The organism is Arthrobacter sp. Leaf69, from assembly GCF_001422645.1.
Lineage (GTDB): Bacteria > Actinomycetota > Actinomycetes > Actinomycetales > Micrococcaceae > Arthrobacter.
This window is the reverse complement of record NZ_LMLR01000012.1, coordinates 47,504-65,322: the sequence shown is the minus strand read 5'-3', so window position 1 is coordinate 65,322 and position 17,819 is coordinate 47,504. Positions and strand designations below refer to the sequence as shown.

The 17,819-nt window shown below is 66.7% G+C and carries 17 protein-coding genes; 6 read left to right on the top strand and 11 right to left on the bottom strand.

Annotated features, from left to right (window positions below; translation table 11 throughout):
* Positions 1-4: 4 nt before the first annotated feature.
* Entirely contained in the window at positions 5-1,225 is a 1,221-nt protein-coding gene (locus ASE96_RS11640; RefSeq protein WP_056430251.1) for a sarcosine oxidase subunit beta family protein, read from the bottom strand.
* The gene (glyA, locus tag ASE96_RS11635) at positions 1,222-2,598 is read right to left on the bottom strand and encodes a serine hydroxymethyltransferase (RefSeq protein WP_056430248.1); all 1,377 of its coding nucleotides are present in this window, start codon (positions 2,596-2,598) and stop codon (positions 1,222-1,224) included. The genes ASE96_RS11640 and glyA overlap by 4 nt, the downstream gene beginning before the upstream one ends.
* 158 nt (positions 2,599-2,756) lie before the next feature.
* Here glyA and ASE96_RS11630 point away from each other — a divergent pair, with 158 nt between their 5' ends.
* Positions 2,757-3,428: a GntR family transcriptional regulator gene (locus ASE96_RS11630; RefSeq protein WP_056430245.1), complete on the top strand. Its 672-nt coding sequence runs from the start codon at positions 2,757-2,759 to the stop codon at positions 3,426-3,428.
* Here ASE96_RS11630 and ASE96_RS11625 read toward each other — a convergent pair whose 3' ends face one another.
* Complete coding sequence (locus ASE96_RS11625; protein ID WP_056430243.1) at positions 3,429-5,582, bottom strand: discoidin domain-containing protein; 2,154 nt, start codon at positions 5,580-5,582, stop codon at positions 3,429-3,431.
* Positions 5,583-6,186: 604 nt separating this feature from the next.
* Positions 6,187-7,260 carry an NAD(P)-dependent alcohol dehydrogenase gene (locus ASE96_RS11620; protein WP_235500230.1) on the bottom strand — a complete coding sequence of 358 codons (1,074 nt, stop codon included), beginning with the start codon at positions 7,258-7,260 and terminating at the stop codon, positions 6,187-6,189.
* Positions 7,261-7,415: 155 nt separating this feature from the next.
* Between ASE96_RS11620 and ASE96_RS11615 the strand changes: the two genes are divergently transcribed.
* The 3 genes from ASE96_RS11615 (at position 7,416) to ASE96_RS11605 (ending at position 10,326) form a co-directional block, all read left to right on the top strand.
* On the top strand, positions 7,416-8,207 hold the full coding sequence (locus ASE96_RS11615; protein WP_056430240.1) for a GOLPH3/VPS74 family protein: 792 nt from the start codon (positions 7,416-7,418) through the stop codon (positions 8,205-8,207).
* Between the two features lie 323 nt (positions 8,208-8,530).
* Positions 8,531-9,358 carry an alpha/beta fold hydrolase gene (locus tag ASE96_RS11610; RefSeq protein WP_235500229.1) on the top strand — a complete coding sequence of 276 codons (828 nt, stop codon included), beginning with the start codon at positions 8,531-8,533 and terminating at the stop codon, positions 9,356-9,358.
* The gene (locus ASE96_RS11605; protein ID WP_056430235.1) at positions 9,355-10,326 is read left to right on the top strand and encodes a sensor domain-containing protein; all 972 of its coding nucleotides are present in this window, start codon (positions 9,355-9,357) and stop codon (positions 10,324-10,326) included. Before ASE96_RS11610 ends, ASE96_RS11605 begins: the two co-directional genes overlap by 4 nt.
* Positions 10,327-10,408: 82 nt before the next feature.
* Here ASE96_RS11605 and ASE96_RS11600 read toward each other — a convergent pair whose 3' ends face one another.
* Positions 10,409-10,612, bottom strand: a complete 204-nt coding sequence (locus ASE96_RS11600; RefSeq protein WP_056430232.1) for a hypothetical protein — start codon at positions 10,610-10,612, stop codon at positions 10,409-10,411.
* Positions 10,613-10,999: 387 nt separating this feature from the next.
* On the opposite strand from ASE96_RS11600, the gene ASE96_RS11595 reads away from it, so the two are divergent.
* Positions 11,000-11,680: a hypothetical protein gene (locus ASE96_RS11595; protein WP_056430230.1), complete on the top strand. Its 681-nt coding sequence runs from the start codon at positions 11,000-11,002 to the stop codon at positions 11,678-11,680.
* Positions 11,681-11,798: 118 nt separating this feature from the next.
* Here the strand turns inward: ASE96_RS11595 and ASE96_RS11590 are convergent, their stop codons facing one another.
* From ASE96_RS11590 to ASE96_RS11565, 6 genes are all read right to left on the bottom strand, one after another.
* Complete coding sequence (locus ASE96_RS11590) at positions 11,799-12,713, bottom strand: alpha/beta fold hydrolase (RefSeq protein ID WP_162238825.1); 915 nt, start codon at positions 12,711-12,713, stop codon at positions 11,799-11,801.
* Between the two features lie 110 nt (positions 12,714-12,823).
* Positions 12,824-14,119 (bottom strand): cation:proton antiporter domain-containing protein, encoded by a 1,296-nt coding sequence (locus ASE96_RS11585; protein WP_056430226.1) that lies wholly within the window; start codon positions 14,117-14,119, stop codon positions 12,824-12,826.
* The gene (locus tag ASE96_RS11580) at positions 14,110-14,370 is read right to left on the bottom strand and encodes a hypothetical protein (protein ID WP_162238824.1); all 261 of its coding nucleotides are present in this window, start codon (positions 14,368-14,370) and stop codon (positions 14,110-14,112) included. The genes ASE96_RS11585 and ASE96_RS11580 overlap by 10 nt, the downstream gene beginning before the upstream one ends.
* Positions 14,371-14,443: 73 nt before the next feature.
* Positions 14,444-14,647, bottom strand: a complete 204-nt coding sequence (locus ASE96_RS11575) for a three-helix bundle dimerization domain-containing protein (protein WP_235500227.1) — start codon at positions 14,645-14,647, stop codon at positions 14,444-14,446.
* A 143-nt stretch (positions 14,648-14,790) separates the two neighbouring features.
* A complete protein-coding gene (locus ASE96_RS11570) occupies positions 14,791-15,495 on the bottom strand; it encodes a class I SAM-dependent methyltransferase (protein WP_056430217.1) in 705 nt (234 codons plus the stop codon).
* A 120-nt stretch (positions 15,496-15,615) separates the two neighbouring features.
* Positions 15,616-16,698, bottom strand: a complete 1,083-nt coding sequence (locus tag ASE96_RS11565; protein ID WP_056430213.1) for a LacI family DNA-binding transcriptional regulator — start codon at positions 16,696-16,698, stop codon at positions 15,616-15,618.
* A 203-nt stretch (positions 16,699-16,901) separates the two neighbouring features.
* Between ASE96_RS11565 and ASE96_RS11560 the strand changes: the two genes are divergently transcribed.
* Positions 16,902-17,747 (top strand): ABC transporter substrate-binding protein, encoded by an 846-nt coding sequence (locus ASE96_RS11560; protein ID WP_056430209.1) that lies wholly within the window; start codon positions 16,902-16,904, stop codon positions 17,745-17,747.
* The last annotated feature ends 72 nt before the right edge of the window (positions 17,748-17,819 follow it).

The following is a 17,819-nucleotide window of genomic DNA, read 5'->3' as shown; positions in this document are numbered from 1 at the left end:
GCGGCTAGTGGGCCACGGCGGCGGCGCCGTGTTCGTCGATCAGGGCTCCGGTTTCGAAGCGTTCCAGCGCAAACGGCTGGTTCAGCTTGTGCGGGGACCCGGTGGCGATGGTGTGGGCGAAGGTGAGTCCGGCAGCCGGGGTGGCCTTGAAGCCGCCGGTTCCCCATCCGCAGTTCACGAACATGTTGTCCACCGGGGACGTGCCGACGATCGGAGAGGCGTCCAGGGTGGTGTCCACGATCCCGCCCCAGGTCCGGAGTACGTGGGCCCGGGCGAAGATGGGGAAGAGTTCGACGGCGGCCGCCATCTGGTGCTCGATCACATGAAAGGAGCCGCGCTGGCCGTAGCCGTTGTAGGAATCGACGCCGGCGCCCATGACCAGTTCGCCCTTGTGGGCCTGGGAGACGTAGACGTGGACGTGGTTGGACATGACCACCGTGGGGTGGACCGGCTCGTGGAGTTCGGACACCAATGCCTGGAGCGGGTGGGACTGGATGGGAAGCCGGAAGCCGGCCATTTCCGCGAGGACCGAGCTGTGCCCGGCGGCGCACAGGCCCACCTTTTCGGTGTTGATGGTGCCCCGGTTGGTCTTCACGCCCACCACGCGGTTGCCGTCCTTGACGAAGCCGGTGACTTCGCAGTTCTGGATGATGTCCACGCCGAGTTCGTCGCATTTGCGGGCGAAGGCCCAGGCGACGTGGTCATGCTTGGCGATGCCGGCGCGCGGCTGGTACGTGGCGCCCATCACCGGGTAGCGGATGTTGTCGCTGATGTTCAGGATGGGGCAGAGTTCCTTCACCTGCTGCGGGTCCAGCCACTCAGCGTCCACGCCGTTGAGCTTGTTCGCCCCCACGCGCCGGATGCTTTCGCGGACGTCCCCCAGGGTGTGGGCCAGGTTCATGACGCCGCGCTGGCTGAACAGGAAGTCGTATTCGAGCTCCTCGGGCAGGATTTCCCAGAGTTTGAGGGCGTGCTCGTAGATGGCCGCGCTCTCGTCCCAGAGGTAGTTGGAACGGATGATGGTGGTGTTGCGGGCCATGTTGCCGCCGGCCAGCCAGCCCTTTTCCAGGACGGCGATGTTGGTCATCCCGTGGTTCTTGGCCAGGAAGTACGCCGTCGCCAGGCCGTGCCCGCCGCCGCCGACAATGACGGCGTCGTACGAGGACTTGGGCTCGGGGTTCCGCCAAAGGAAATCCGGGTGTTCCGGAAGCTGCTGCGTGCTCACTGTGATGCTCCGATCATGTCTGATTCGAACGCGGCGATCTCGGTGCCGCTGTCGTCCGGGGAAAGATGCGGGTAGAGGGGGAACTGCTCGGCCAGGGCGGTGACCCGGGCGCGGAGTTCGACGGCGGCGTCGTCGCTGGAGGAGCCGCCGCCGGTTCCGCTGTTCGTGCCGGCAACTGCGGAGGCGGCGATCAGCGCCGTCGCGATGATGTCCGCGACCTCGGCGAATTCCACCGCGCCGAAGCCGCGGGTTGCCAGGGCCGGGGTGCCGATCCGGAGTCCGGAGGACACCATCGGCGGGCGGGGGTCGAACGGGACGGCGTTCCGGTTGACCGTGATGCCCACCCGGTGCAGCGCGTCTTCGGCCTGCTGCCCGTCCAGCTCGGAGTTGCGCAGGTCCACCAGGACCAGGTGGACGTCGGTGCCGCCGTTCACCACGGAGATGCCGGCTGCGGCCACGTCGACCCGGAGAAGCCGTTCGGCCAGCAGCTTCGATCCCTGCAGGACGCGCTCCTGGCGTTCCTTGAATTCCGGGGTTCCGGCCAGCTTGAACGCCACGGCCTTGGCGGCAATAACATGCTCCAACGGCCCGCCCTGCTGGCCGGGGAACACGGCAGAGTTGATCTTCTTGGCGTACTTCTCCCTGGCGAGGATGACTCCGCCGCGCGGGCCGCCGAGGGTCTTGTGTGTGGTGGTGGTGACGACGTCGGCGTAGGGCACCGGGTTGGGGTGCAGCCCCGCGGCCACCAGGCCGGCGAAGTGCGCCATGTCCACCATGAGGTACGCGTCCACCAGGTCGGCGATCCGGCGGAACTCGGCGAAGTCGAGCTGGCGGGAGTACGCGGACCAGCCCGCCACGATCAGCCGCGGGCGGTGTTCCAGGGCCAGCGCCTCGACCTCGGCCATGTCCACCCGGAAGTCCGATTCCCGCACGTGGTACGGGACCACGTTGTAGAGCTTGCCGGAGAAGTTGATGCGCATCCCGTGGGTGAGATGGCCGCCGTGCGCCAGGTCCAGTCCCATGATGGTGTCGCCCGGGTTCAGCAGGGCGAACATGGCGGCGGCATTGGCCTGGGCGCCGGAGTGCGGCTGGACGTTGGCGTATTCAGCGCCGAACAGGGCCTTGACCCGGTCGATGGCCAGCTGCTCCACAACGTCCACGTGCTCGCAGCCGCCGTAGTAGCGCTTGCCGGGGTAACCCTCGGCGTACTTGTTCGTCAGGACCGAGCCCTGCGCCTCCATGACCGCCGCGGGGGCAAAATTCTCCGAGGCAATCATTTCCAGCGTCGACTGCTGGCGGCCCAGCTCACGGGCAATGGCCTGCTGGACCTCGGGATCGACTGCGGAAAGTCGCTCGTTCAACTGCTCAACCACGGATGCTCCTTTGAAATACCACTGTCGTGGTGACTGATATATCAGTGTGAGGTCAATGCTATGATCGAGATCACAACAGAGTCAATAGCCGGACGCAAAGTGGCACGGAGCTCCCGGTTGGGACCCGGACACTGAGTAGCACAGAACGGAGCGGTGCCTTGAACGCACTTCCTGCCCTGCCCCTCGCCGAGGACCAGGCGCTGTCCCAGGCGGAGGCCGCCTACCGGCAGCTGCGCGACAAGCTGATCATGCTGGAGATCCGGCCGGGCGAGCCGATCAACGACGGGCAGCTGGCCGCAGAGCTCGGCTTCGGCCGCACCCCGGTGCGCGAGGCGATCAAGCGGCTGGAGGTGGACCACCTGGTGATTTCCTACCCGCGCCGGGGTACCTTCGCCACCACGGTGGACTTCACCGAGCTGGCGGACGTCTCGGAAATCCGGGAACTCCTGGAGCCACTGGCTGCACGCCGTGCTGCCAGCCGGGCCAGCGACGCCATGCGCCGCGAACTGATGCACGTCGCCGACACCATCGCACAGCTGGATCCCGGAACGGGCGGCTCGCGCGAGCTCATGCGGTACGACCTCACCGTGCACCGGCTGATCTACAAAGCTGCCGCCAACCCGCACCTCGAAGACACCCTCATCCGCTACGACAACCTGGCCACCCGCATCTGGTGCCTGGTCTTGGACAAGGTGCCCTCAGTGAGCGGCCACATCGTGGAGCACGTGGAGCTGCTGACCGCGATTGCCGACGGCGACGAGGACCGCGCGGCTGAACTCGCCCTGCACCATGTGGTCAGCTTCGAGGAATCCGTCCGCAAGGTGCTCTAGTCAGGGCTGTGTCACGGCCACGGAGATGCTGTGCGGTGGCAGGGTAATGGTGCCGGCAGCATCGGCACTGATCACGCTTGGGGCAGGCGGGTCGTTGGGTTCGGGGTGTCCGCCGTTGCCTTTACCTTGGGTGGAGTGCCAGCTGTACTGTTCGGCAGAGTACTGGTCGAGCCGGAGCTCTTCGTCGATGACTTCGTGGGCGCCGTCCGTTTTTTGCATCAGGCGGACCTTAAGTGTCCGGTCCGGGTCCTTGTTGAACAGGAGCACGCCCAGGCTGCCGTCCGGCCGGCGTAGCGCGTAGGCGGTGACCAGCGGCTCGCCCCGTGAATTGTGGAGGTCGCTGGTCGCGGCGTGAACGGTGTGGAGGCCGTCCCCGTCCTGCACCCAGTACTCGTTCACCAGCCGGGCCGCCTGGAAGGCGGCCAGCGGCCGGATCCGCCAGTTATCGTGGAACTGCAGCATCATCAGGTTGCCCCAGGAGTTGCACTTCTTGCCTTCTTTTTCCTGGAAAACCCAGTTCGGTTCCAGCCCGTAGTAATAGCTGGTCTCGCCGCCCATGGCCAGGAACATGGCGGCCGTTTCGGCGTTGATCATGGCCCCGGGCAGTTCCACTTCGACCTGGCCGGCAAAGGAGGAGTAGCCGTATTCGGTGATCACCTTGGGCACGTCGGGTGGAAGGCCAGCCTTTTCCTGCCGGGCCAGCAGGTCCGACAGGAGCTTGGGGTGCCGGGCCAGTGGCGCGCTGGGATCGGCGCAGACGTCGTCGAACGGGTACCACTCGAAAGAGAAGAAATCGAAGTCCTCCATCGCGTTGCGGTCGCGCAGGTATGACACGAAGCGGCCGGTCCAGGACCTCTCGCCGTTTGCGTCGGGCCAGTGCACCCAGTCCGGCAAAGTCGTCTGATAGCCCGGGCCTCCAAACTCCAGGGCAGGGTCCACCTCTTTCATCGCCCGGGCCATCTGCAGGTACAGCGCGCCGTAGTGTTCGGGCTGGGCGAGTTGGCCGTCAGGTTCCTCGCCGATCTCGATGCGTTCCACCGGGTAGCCGCGTTTTTTTAGATAGCGCACCAGGGCCGCCGAGTCTTCCGGTACGCCGTACAGTGCGGGGGCGGGCACCATCATCGGCTGGCCGTTGGTGATGCCGCCTTCGAAGAGCCGCTCGAAGCTCGCGTGCTCGTAGTGTTTGTCGATGTCGCCCGCGCGGTGCCAGGGGTCGGTCGAGGAGGTCCACATCTCCGTCTGCTCCTGTGACGGCAAGTGGGTGACGTGATCATCAAAACGGCCGTCGATGGTCTGGCCGATGGAGAGCTCGCGAAGGGCGAATCCCAGCTTGTCGCGAACGTCAGTGGAGCCCGCCGGGGCGGTATCGGAATCCTTGGTCAACGCGACACGCAGATACTGCACTTCCATCGGTTTCGGCGCGATCCGTACGGTCTGGGTGCCACCAGTGCCCTTGTGTGAGCTTTGCGGGAAATCGATCCATTTCCCGCCGTCGACCGGAAAATGGGCGTCCTTGCCGGACCAGTACTGCACCTTGAATTCCGTCGCGAACGGCGTCCCCCAGTCGAACTTCAGGGTGTCTATCGGGAAAGCGTGGCGAAACGCGGCCATGATCCACTGCGGGTTCAGGTCATCTGCCTCTCCGGTGAAGTGCGAGTCGAGGTACGGGTTGCTTTTCCAGAACGTGGTGGGGTCTCCGTCGGTGAGCCGGGAGTAGCCGTCGTTCTTTGCTTGATCGATGGTGTTTCCGCGCCGGGGAAGGCGGTACCCCTGGGACGCCTTGTAATCCTCCCGGGGTTCATCGGATGAAACCCAATACCCCTGCCCGGCAGCGGGGTCGCTCCATGTCCCGCGCGGATTCCAGTGCCAGGCCTTGACGCCGAGTTCGGTGCGGAGCCGGTAGCTGATCGGCCCGAAGCCGGCCGCCTTCATGGCCTGGATGTTCGAGGGTGTCCAGACCTTGTCGATTTCGCCTTGCTCCAGGCCATCGACGCCGGCGCCCAGGGCACGGGTGCCCGGGAACTCGTTGACGGCCGTCTCCAGATCAACGTGGATAGTTCCGTCGACGGCGGGCAGCGGACCGGGTTCGGCCACGCCGGGGACCACGACGAAACCAAAAATCACTCCTGCCGTGATGAGGCCTGCCAGCGCCAACAGCAATTTCCTTCGGCCGCGCCCCGGCTTTCTGGGCTGTAGCTCAGGGGTCACGGAAAGCTCCTAGATTTGAGGACGGCGCGGCTGGTGCGTGCAGGGGGAGACCATCCGACGGCACGTCCGGGCGCAACCTGGAACCACGGCCAGGAACAGGGATCTGCCGAGGACGATGGCGCGGAGTGACTCGAACATGAGCAGGTGGATAGGGGCCAAGAGGAGATTTGGCAACAAAGGCTGCGCAGAGGGCGACCGCAAGACGCCCGGGCTGAGGCAGGCGCTCAGGAACCGGATGTTTCACTGTCTCTCCTCCCGATCAACGGGAGGAAGGAACCACTGAGTCCCTGGAGCCCCCCCGGGCCTCCTGTTAGGCGTCACACGAAACGCACACTTTGACGGTACGAGCGGGCCGCGTCCGGGCGCACGAGTACCCGCTACCCGACATTGGGCCGCCAGTTACTTGCCCAGGTTGCCGTGTACCGCGTAATGACTGCGCGCCCCGCGAAGCGCCAGCGGTCGACGGCGGGAGGCCCCGCCGTCGTCCGCTTTGTTGTTTCAGTTCGCCGGCATGGTGGTACTGCCCGCTTGAGGCGGGTTATTGAAGCGTTCAGTCTTTGGGGGATTCACCGGCGATCTGCACGATGACGTTTCCCCGTTTCCGCCCGGTATCAACAAAGCGGTGCGCCTGCACGATCTCGGCGAGGGGATAGGTCCGGTCGATGACGGCCTGGTATCGGCCGTCTTCCGCGAGGCGCACGAGGGAAGCCAGGTCTTCCGCAGTGTAGTGGAGCCTGGGATCGCCGGCCGTGACAAGCTTTCCGCTCCTGCGGGTCTTGCGGGGTGCCTGCAGTATCCCTTTGAGGTCGGCGATGACCAGGAGCAGGGCGCCGCCCGGGTTCAGGCAGGCGGCCACACGCGTGAAGGGTGCATTGCCCACGCAGTCCATGATGACGTCGTAGGTCTGTCCCCGTGCCGTGAAGTCCTCGGCGGTGTAGTCGATCACGTGGTCTGCGCCGAGGGAGGCCACCAGCCCGCGGTTTCCGCCGCTGCAGACGGCGGTGACGTGGGCGCCCAAATTCTTGGCGAGCTGCACCGCTGCTGTGCCCACGGCGCCGGAGGCCCCGTTGATGAGGACCGTGGTGCCGGGGCCGATGTCGGCGCGGGCCAGGAAGGCCTGGGCAGTGAGTCCGCCGAAGACCAGTGTGACGGCCTCCGCGAATCCCATGGTGCGCGGTTTGGCTGTGACGGGCCCGTCCTGCTGGACGGTCACGTACTCCGCATGGCCGCCGAATGTGGCGCCAAGCATCGCCACCACCTCATCGCCGGCCCGAAATCTGGTCACGTCCGAGCCGGTGGCTTCGACCACGCCGGCAACGTCCATCCCGAGGACCTGGCGTCGTGGCCTGAAGACGCCAAGTGCCAGGGCGGTGAGGACCTGCAGTCCGGACGGAACGGTCCGGCTGCGCGCCCGGTGGTCGGCCGCGCTGAGCGTGCTCGCGTGCACCCTGATGAGGACCTCGTCCGGACGCGGCGAAGGCTTGGGGAGCTCCTCGATGCGGACTACCTCCGGACCGCCGAACCGCCGGTAGGTCGCCGCTTTCATTGTGGCGCCTGCCTGGTTGCGGCCGCGTTCGCCTGCGCCCCGCAGCTCGTGGGCACTGCCTGCCTGTGTGGCGTTCATGGGGACTCCCTCTCCTACAAGGCGTACGGCGTACACCTGCTGCCATAAGGCTATGGTGTACGCCGTACACCTGTCAAGGGGTGGTTGGGGGCTACCTGCAGTTCCAGCTGTAAATACTCGTTGTGGTGGCAGCGCAACTACGCCACCATGATCGTATGGATGCTGAAACACCTAAACCGGTGGAACTGAGCCTTCCTCAGGCCTTCCTGTTGTTGGCGACGAATGACAATGACGGCAAACCTGAAGTCCCAGTGTTTGCACTCAGGACCACCGTGGCGGGGGCAATATTGGCCGAGCTGGACCTTGTGGGGGCAATCGAGCTGCAGGGGAAACACATCAAGGCCACCGGCGCCGCCCCGCAAACGGACTTCCAGCACGAACTGGGGCTCATCCGTGGCAAATCCCGGCCGCACACTCCAAAGCAGTGGGTTTCCATTCTGGAAGGCCGCGCCGAAGTGCAGCGTGTCTACGAAGGGATGGCGTCGGCGGGCATCGTGGAGCATGTCGGGGCGAGGCATCTGGGCCTGTTTCGGACCGTGCGGTACCCGGAGAAGGACCACGCTCCGGAGGCGGCGCTTATGGAAAAGATCCAGGCCGCTCTCAGCGGTGCGCCGCCGGAACCCGCCAAGCCTGATGCTGAGGCGCCCGACGTCGCGCCTGCTAAGCCGGATGCTGAGGCGCCCGACGTCGCGCCCGCTAAGCCGGATGCTGAGGCGCCCGACGTCGCGCCTGCTAAGCCCGATACCAAGACCGTTTCCAAGGCGCCCGACGCCAGGATCACGGCGCTGATCGCACTGCTCCAGGCGGCCGGGCTGTTCGGAAAGCTCTTCCCGGCAGCAGACAGAGGCCGGGCAAGTGAGCTGGCCAAGGACTATTGGCCGTCCCGCGCGGTGGAGGACGAACTTCTTATGGTCAGGCTGGCACAGGAAGAAGAAGCAACCCTTTAATGTCGCCGGATCAGATCCGGTCTTCGTCGACCATGCCGCCACACGCAGGGTTAGGTAAGTGACCTCGCCCTCAGCCAGCGATTCAGCGACCCTGTGCCAAAGGTGACCGCGGGAGCCGGCGGGCACTCCCAATGCGTGCATGACCTGCGGCGACGCCTCCCCGGCCCCGCGGCTCCACAGGACTACTATGGGAGCCGACTGGCCGAACGCGGGGCGGCGGCAGGCGCGCCTCACGGACGTTCCCGGACGGCGAACCGGAAGCGCGAAGGCGCGGGTCCGCCGTCGAACATTATTGCCGGGGTTCAACAGCTGAGTATCAAGGAATGGGTTGGCAGATGGCGGCGGGTGCGGCAACGCGAAACAACGTTCAGGTGTCCGGGCCGGAGGACGGTCCGGTCCTGGTGTTCGCCCACGGGTTCGGCACCGACCAGACGATGTGGCACAAAATCCTGCCCTGGTTCACCGACCGCTACCGGGTGGTCCTGCTGGACCATGTGGGGTCCGGCGGCTCCGACCAGTCCGCCTACGATTCGGACACCTATTCCAAGCTGGACGCCTACGTCGATGACCTGCTGGAGATCTGTGCGGAACTCGGGCTGAAGGACGCCACCCTCATCGGCCACAGCGTAGGGTCCATGATGGCCGTCAGCGCCGCTGTCCGGGACGAAAGCCGCCGGTTCAGCCGCCTGGTCCTGGTCACGGCCTCGCCCAGCTACCTCGACCACCCCGAGGACGGCTACGCGGGCGGCTTCACGCGCCAGGACATTGACGACGTCTTCGAATCCCTGGACGCCAACTACGTCGTCTGGGCCGAGTCGATGGCCCCGGTCTACATGAACACACCGCACGCCCCCGAACTGGACCACGAAATCCAGGGCAGCTTCGGACGGATCAGCCCCCGCGTCGCCCGCGACTTTGCCCGGGTGGCGTTCCTCTCCGACGTCCGGCACCTGCTGGCCGACGTCACCGTCCCCGTGCTGGTCCTGCAAAGCACCGACGACGTCGTCACACCGGACCACGTGGGAACGTACCTGCACGCGAAGCTCCCCGACGCCACCCTGGTCCGGCTTGCGGCCACCGGCCACTTCCCGCAAAGCAGCGCGCCGGAGGAAACCGCCGCCGCCATCCTCGAGTTCCTGAAGCCGTCATGAGCCAATTGACCACCGAGACTGTCGACTACGGGCAGCTCTTCCACCGGGCACCCGCCGGCTACATCGTGGCCGGCGCCGACGGGACGATCCTGGCCGCGAACGCCACGATGTGCGCCTGGACGGGCGTTGCGGACGGTGGCCTCGACGGAACCCGGCTGCTGGACCTCATGCCGGCAGGCGACCGGCTCATGTACCGCACGCATGCCGGGCCGAAGCTGGAACGCGACGGCCACCTCGGCGAGCTCTCCGTCGAGCTGCTGGGGCCGGACGGGCAGCGCAGGCCGGTCCTGCTGTCCATCACCCGCACCGCGGACGGTCCCGAGCCGCGGGACCTGATGATCTTCTTTGCGGCCCCCGAGAGGCGGCGGTACGAACGCGAGCTGGCCAGCGCGCACCGGCAGCTTGAGGATGCCGAGGCGGAGCGGGCACAGCTCCTGCAGGAGGCGCACCACCGGGCGCTCCACGACCCGCTGACCGGACTGCCCAACCGGCGGCAGCTGCAGGAGAGCCTGCTGGCTGCCCTGGCGCGGGCCGGCGAGCAGCGGCACCGCGTGGGCGTGCTGTTTTGCGATGTCAACAACTTCAAGCACGTCAACGACACCCTGGGCCACGCGGCGGGGGACCGGGTTCTGGAACACGTGGCGCGGATGCTCTCGCACGCCGTGCGGGACGCGGACACCGTCACGCGGTACAGCGGGGACGAATTCGTGGTTCTGATCCCCCGGCTGGAAGACCCGGCGGAGCTCGAGGCGGTGGCCGAACGCGTGCGGAATTGCCTGGCAGGCGCTGTCACCGTCGCGGCGGCCGAGCTCCGGCTGGGCATGTCCGTGGGCGCAGCGGAAACGGCCGTTCCGGCTGACGCGGATGCGGCCGGCCACCAGGAACTGGCCAGTGCTCTGCTGATCGCCGCCGACCACGACATGTACCGGGTCAAGACAGAGATGCGGCGGGCTGCGGCGGAGGGCTAACCTGTCTGTCGTTGCCGGCAGGACCTGAAACGCACACGACGACGGCGGGAGGCACCCGCCGTCGTCGTGGTTGTGCGTGGTGCTAGAGGTTGACCGTCTCAAGGTTGGCGTCGCCGTTGTTCAGGCTGAGCGTGAAGGTGCCGGGGCCGCTGGCGTGGACCGCGATGTTGGACTTGGCGGTGTTGTGCCGGACCGAAAGGTCGTGGACCAGGGCGTCGAGCTCGTGGTGCATCGTGGAGCGGTCCCAGAGCTTGTGGGTGACAGAGGTGGCAGTTTCAAACGTCATTGTTCAGTGCTTCCATTCGTGAATCCGGATGTCCGGCTGCCGCACCGATGCGGAGCCGCCGTAGGGCCAAACCGGGAACGCTCCGGACCGCGGGCAGCTCAGCGAGCTCACCGGTTTGGCCTCATTGCGTCCACCAGGATGGGTAAAACTGTTGCCGCCGGCCCTCTGATCCGCTGCTGCGGGGGAGGGGCTGTGGCTGCGGCGGCGGGACTTGGACGCCCCTGCCACTGCCTTTCCATAGTGCACAGCGCGGCGGAACGGTCTCAAGCTGATTTCGCATTATTGCCCGTGAGAATCGTCACAGGCGCTGGGTGGCGACGGCGTCCCGGTCCGCCCGGTTATGGTGAGGGAGCTGCGCGAGAGCCACAAGGAACCCGAAGGAGCCACGTGTCCGCCGAGACGTCCGCCGCCCTGGCCGGGCTGGCCCTGATCGCCGTCGAACTCATCCGGTCGGTTCCCGCGCTCCGGCGCGTGCAGCGCACCGGAACCAGCGACGGCGTCAGCGGCCTGAGCCTGGGCGTTCTCGCCGGTACCGGCCTGGGCTGGTTGGCCCTGGCCGTGATCGTCCAGAGCTGGTGGGTGCTGGCGGCCAACTTGCTGTGGATCGCGATCCACGCCGTCCTGTGCCGGGAAGTGGCCAGGACGGCGGTACGGAAAAGGCGCGAAATTGTCCTCGCCGGCGCCGGATCAGCCGCGGCTCTAGCCCTCGCCACGATCGGGGCCGGGCTATTTATCCCGGTCCGGGACGCCCTGGGAATCATGCTGGGCGTGTCGACCCTCTTCTATGCCATCCCGGCGGCGTACGAAGGCCTGGCCAGCGCGTCCACCCGCGGACTGAGCCTGCTTTCCCTCGGCGTGAACACCGTGGAAGGGACCATCTATTTCCTGGCCGGAATCGCCGTGCTCAGGATCGCCGAGACGGCGGACCCCGTGTTCGGCTTCGCCTTCTTCGGCGTGGTCAGTATCGCGTCCAACGGCGTGCGGTTCGTCCGGGTCGCGTACCGGCGGATCAAACGGCTCGACCTGGCCCCGCCGGCGGCCGCACCCGTCGCCGCGGCACGGCCGTAACGCCGCGGCGCACGGCAGCGGGAGTACGACGACGGCGGGAGGCTCCCGCCGTCAGGCCCCCAAATCCCAGGACTACAATTAGACGGCTGTTAGGGGACCACGGCCCGCTGCGGACACCTCACGGCGAGTGCAGGTTATCGATCAACCGCCGTATTTGCTCCGGCCGCTCAATATTGGCGAAGTGGCCGCAACGCGGGATGGTGACCAGCTGGGCCCGCGGGACGACACCGGCCAGCCGGGCCAGATCAGACGGAGGCGTGAACACATCGCGGTCTCCGCGGGTCGCCAGCACAGGGCAGCGGATGCCACGCCAGTGGTCAAAGTCGTAGTACGCCGCGGCCCGGGCGGCAGCGCAAAAGCCGGCGGGCCGGGCGTCGTTGCCGAGCCCGCGGATCGCGTGCCTGGATATGGCTGCGGGGTTTGCGAAAAACGGGGACATCAGCAGTCCCATGACCGGGGTGATGCCGACCGCACGGACCAGCGCATCCCCGGCCGCCCCGAGGGCCGCCATGGAGCGCATGAGGAGCAGCATGCCGGCAAACGTGGGGAATCCGGACAAGCCGCGCAGCGGCCGCCGGGCCGCCTCGGCCACGCCGAAGGTGGCGGCCGAAATGGCGGCGACGCTGGCGGTCCGCTCCGGCCAGGCAGCGGCAATGTGCAATGCCAGGAATCCTCCCATGGAGTGGCCTACCAGGTTCCACCGCCGGTAGCCGAGCGAATGCAGTACCCCCGTGACAGCCCGTGCCATCGCCTCGATGCCGAATAGTTCCAGCCGGGCGCCCTTCGTCGATTCGCCCCAGCCGGGCAGATCAATGAGCACCCGGGGACGGGCCGGCACACCGGCAAGCAGCGGGAGGAAGCTGGTCCAGGACCCTGCGGCGCCGTGAAGGTAGACATCCGCCGTGCCGGACGCGGGAGGCGGGCCGTCGGTGCACTCCTGGACACGAACCGTGCAGGGGCCTAATTCCGTGGGAAGGACATACCGGTGCAAAACGGCCGTTTCCTTTGGAGCAGGGTCCTGCTGAACGCTCATGTCACCTTCTGGTCGTGGCCTCAGCAACTGATTCGGAGCGGCAGGCGTCCCGGACCGGTGCACGGGCACGTTGTCGGCGGGCCGGCCGGCCCGGCCGGGCGAATCGGGGCTCAGCGACGAAGCCATTTCGGCCGAAAACGCGGAACGATGGTGTGCTTGCGGCTCAAGCCCCGGGCGGGGGCGGGGGTGACCGGCACCGGACCGCCGGGCTCCGGGCCCGCGGCGGCAGCGGCCCGTCCGTAGCGGGCGGCCAGCGGCGCGGCGCTGATGCCGTGGGCCAGGACACTGAGCAGGACAGTGGCCGTGATGACGCCCACCGCCTCATCTGACACTGCTCCGAGGGCTTCCAGCGCCAGCAGTGCGAACACAAGCGACGCCAGGCCCCGCGGACCGAACCACCCCACAAAAAGGATGGTCTTCCGGTCGAGGCCGGCGCCCATCGAGGCGAGGGCCACCGGCAGCATACGCACCACCGTGAGGCTGAGCACGGCATAGACCAGCGTCAGGGGGACAAAGTTCGCCAGCATGGTGGGAATGGAGATGGCTCCGAATGCGAGCCACACCAGCAGGGAGACCAGTCCGCCCATCTGCTCGACGAAGACCAGTTCCGCCGGTCCCCGCTGGCCGGCGTACGTGCCGAACGCCAGACCGGCGCAGAACGCGGCGACGAACCCGTTGCCGTCCACGGCGAGGGCGGCGGTGTAGGCGAGCAGGCTCAGGGCAAGGACGCCGATGCCGGCGAAGTCCTCGGCGGCAGTCCCGTGCCGGCGGGCCAGCTGCAGCAGCCACCCGCCCAGGGCGCCTATTGCTGCGCCGACGCCGGCGCCGATGAGCAGCGCGACGGCGGCGCTGCCGGGAGCGGCGGCGCTTTCCAGTCCTGCTGCGGCGGCCGCGCCGGCAATGGCGACCATCACCACCGGGGTGGCTATGCCGTCGTTGAGGCCGCTCTCGACAGTGATCAGCTGGCGGATCCGTGACGGCACCGCCGGGTTCGTCACCACGGGGATCCCGAGAGCGGCGTCGGTGGGCGCCAGTGCGGCGCCGACGAGGAGGGCCAGCCACAGTCCGAAGTGGGGGAAGAACCACAGGGCCAGGAGCCACCCGAACACGATAGTCAGCGGCAGCCCGACTCCCAGCAGCCGGACGTATCGGCCCACGTCACGGCGCAGCTGCTGGAGGGGCAGGCGGGCGGCGTCGGAGAAAAGCACCCACACCAGGGTGATCTCGACCACCGGGGTGACCGCCTCCGGAGGCGAGGAGCCATCAACGATCCCGGACCAGGCCATGGCCGCGCCGACAACGGTGAACACCACGGGAGCGGTCAGGTCCGCCTGCTGAAGCCGCGCGGACACCAGTGCCCACACGAACAGCGTGGCGGTGATAAGGACTAGGGCCGTCAGCTCCATGTCGGGTCCGTCCGGATGTCGTGGCGCCGCAGCTCGGCGTAGCGAACGAGGTTGAGGGCGCTCTCGCGGTGGCGGGGCCGCACGGCGTCGATCTTTCCGGCGCTGCTTGTTTCGGCGTGCTTGACGTTGCGCCGGAGCCTGATGACTTCTTCAAGCAATGCGCGCAGTTCTTCGATCTCCGCGCTGGACACGAGTTTTTTGCTCCTGCGGGTCGTTCTTCGTTCCAGTCCGGGCGTGCCGGAGCTGGCCATGCTCAATTTTAGGCCGGGTGGACCGGCCCGGGCCTGTGTCCAAAGTCCCTAGGGGCCGGCCTGGAAAGCCCGCTTATGTGTTGAGTTCCCGGTGGAGTCTGCTCCGGGCGCTGTTTTCGACCAGCGTCGGGATGTAGATTCTGATCCGCCCGCTGTCCAGGGAGTCGTACTCCTCCGCGACGATTCCTTCAATCCGGTGCCGGGGCGCCGCGGGGAAGCGGATGGCGAGGCGGTCTGCAACCTTGCGGATGGTCGGTTCCCTCTCGGCGTCGCTCACCATTTCAGTGTGATTCAGGCCGGTTCAAGCGTCAATCAATGTCTGGTTCCATGATTCGGTCCACGTCGGGCAGCCGATCCTCCAGGACAGCTCCGAGCCGGGGCGGTGCCGGCGGCTCATGCCTTCACGTCCGTCCTCAACCCTCAGCCGGCTTCGAGGACGAAGAAGATGAAGGACAGGAACGCCGTCTTCTCGCCGTTGAGGATGCGCGGCGGAAGGAGCTCGTGCGGTGTGTCTGGAGCTGGCTCTGGTTCGCTCACGGTGGCTACGCGGTATCCCGCCGAGGTGAAGGCGTTGATCATCGCGTGGAGTGGACGGTGCCAGAAGGTCAGGACCGCAGGCTCGCCATCGAACTCGTAATCCTCCGAGTACTGCCGGATGGCGAAGTAGTCCTCGGTTGGTTGGGTGACCACGCTGACCGTGGGGTGGTTGACCGACAGGATCAGGCGACCGCCCGGTTTCAGCACGCGCCGCAGTTCGGCGAGTGGTGCTGACCAGTCTTCCAGATAGTGCAGGACCAAGGACGAGACAACGTCGTCGAAGGAGCCATCGGCGAAAGGGAGCGGCTTGCCGAGGTCGGCCACGTACAGGTCCGCGGTCGCGCCCAATCGCTGTCTTGCCAATTCGAGCATCGCCGGACTGGAATCGAAGCCGGTCATGATCGCGCCTTTTGCGCTCAGCGCCGCGGACAGGGGCCCGGAGCCGCACCCTGCGTCCAGGACCCGGTGGCCGTCGACGTCGCCGGCGAGATCTATCATCGCCGGCCGCTCGTAGTAGGCGTTGAGGAGACTGGAATCGTTCTCCGCCGAGTAGCTCTCGGCGAAACTGTCGTAGTGGTCGGCCTTCACGGATCCTCGCTCTCGGGAAAACTCTCATGGTCAGGATGGTGGGCTTGATCCTAACAACCTGCCTGGGACATCCGCGACGGCCGCAGCAGGCTGGGCGTGCCGGCGAGGGCGGGATCCAGATCAGTGGCCGACGTCGATCGCTTTCGGCGCCGCGACCGAACCGCGGCGAATCAGCTCGGCCATAAACGCCGGATCGGCCGCAGGCATCTTCCGGCCTTCGACCTGCCGGATCAGGGCCTCCGCAGCTGCAACACCCATGTCATACACGGGCTGCGCGATGACGGTGAGCGGAGGGGTGGTCAGCCGTGTCCAAGCGAAGTCGTCATACATGAGGAAGGAGACATCCTGCGGAATCGACAGGTCAAGCTCCTGGATGGCCTCCACCACACTCAGGCCGATGAGCCCGTCGGAGGCGATGATCGCCGTCGCGGGGTCCGGGCGCTGGAGCAGCTCGCGGGTGATTTTCTTGATCGACTCGGCATCGCCAGCATTGAGCCGGATCAGATCGTCCGGCACTTCCAGGCCCGCCTCAACGAACGCGCGCTTCATACCGTCGCGACGGTCCGAAATCTGGGATGAGTCCAGCTGCATGCCGTCCCAGTACGGGCCGACTGTCTTCAGCGTGGATATGAACGCGATTCTGCGGTGGCCGGCGCTGATCAGGTAGGTGGTGGAATCGTGGGAGATGCCCTCCATGTCGACGGCTACGGTGTGAACGTCGAGCCCTGGCGCCTTGCGGTCCAGCAGGACCAGCGGGCGGCCGGATTCGTAAACGCGCCGTAAATGTTGCGTTTCTACGGAAGACGCTGGCGCCACAATCAGGCCGTCCACGCGCTTGTCCAAGAGGACCCTGACAGCATCGATTTCCGCCCCGGTGTCCTCGTCCGTATTGATCAGGATGACGTTGAATCCGCTCCGCTTGGCGGTGTCCGTGATGCCCCGGGTGGCCAGACCGAAATGGGGGTTTTCGATGTCGCCCACCACCACGCCGATGGTGTGCGATTTTCCCGTGTTCATGCTGCGGGCCAGCTCGTTGGGCCGGTAGTCCAGCTCTTCGGCGGCCGCCAGCACCCGCACTCGGACGTCGTCGCTTACGGCACCGTAGTTGCCGAGGGCGCGGGCCGCCTGGGCCTTGGACACCTGGGCGGCTCGTGCGACATCAGCGACAGTGACATCGCGGCGCCGGGAAGCATCACTATTCATTACGGCCTTTCGTAGCGGACCCTTGACGCCCCATGTGGCTTCGATTACATTTCTAGCAATCGATGTGAGTCCGGTCTCAATCCTAGGGACTGAGACCGGACTCAGCAAGACCACATCGACAGTCCCGCGCCGCGGGTCTCACTGCCCGTCTGCCCCACCCCTCACCCTCCATGATTGGAAACGCTGTGAACACAGGAAATAAGATGCGCCCTGTGGCGCTCATCGCCGCTGCTGTGGCTGCGGTCCTGGCCCTGTCCGGCTGCGGCGGCACGTCCTCCGCCTCGTCCACGCCCGCGGACAACCCCTACGGCCTGATTGAGCCCGGCACCATTCGCGTCGCCAGCCTGGGCGACTCCAAGCCCTACACCTTCGCCGACGCCCAGGGGAACTTCACCGGCTTCGACGTCGAACTCTTCAAGGACGTCGCCCACCGCGCCGGAGTCGACAACGTCGTCTTCACCGGACAGGACTTCTCGGGACTGCTGGCCGCCGTCGCCAACGGCCAGTTCGACGCCGGCGTCGCGGCGATCGGCATTACGGACAAGCGCAAGCAGACCGTCGACTTCTCCGACGGCTACCTGGCCGGCTACCTGACCGTCATCACCACAAAGACCTCGGGCATCGCCAACGCCGACGGGCTCTCCGGCAAGCGCCTCGGCGTCGTGCAGGGAACGCTCCAGGAGGCCTACGCCGTCAAGAACTTCACCACCGCGGACCTCGTGCGCTTCCCGGACAACAACACCGCCATCTCGGCGGTGAACAGCGGATCCATCGACGCACACTTCCTGGACTACGAGGCCGCGAAGGCCTACCAAAAACAGTACGGACTGGTCAGCGCCGCCGACATCCCGTCCTTCGACGCCCCCGCCGGCTTCGCCGTGGCGAAAGGCAAGACGGCCTTCACGGACGCCCTCAACAAGGGTCTCGCCGAAGCCATGGAGGACGGCACCTGGAAGAAGCTGTACGAGAAGTGGTTCCCGGGCTCCCCGATGCCCGAGCAGTACCTGCCGAAGGCCGAACAGACGGCCAGCCCGACGCCGAGCAAGTAAACGGCCCAGCCGCCACCTGACCGGGCGGGCCCCACCGTGCGGCCCGCCCGGCATCCACAAACCACCTACGTT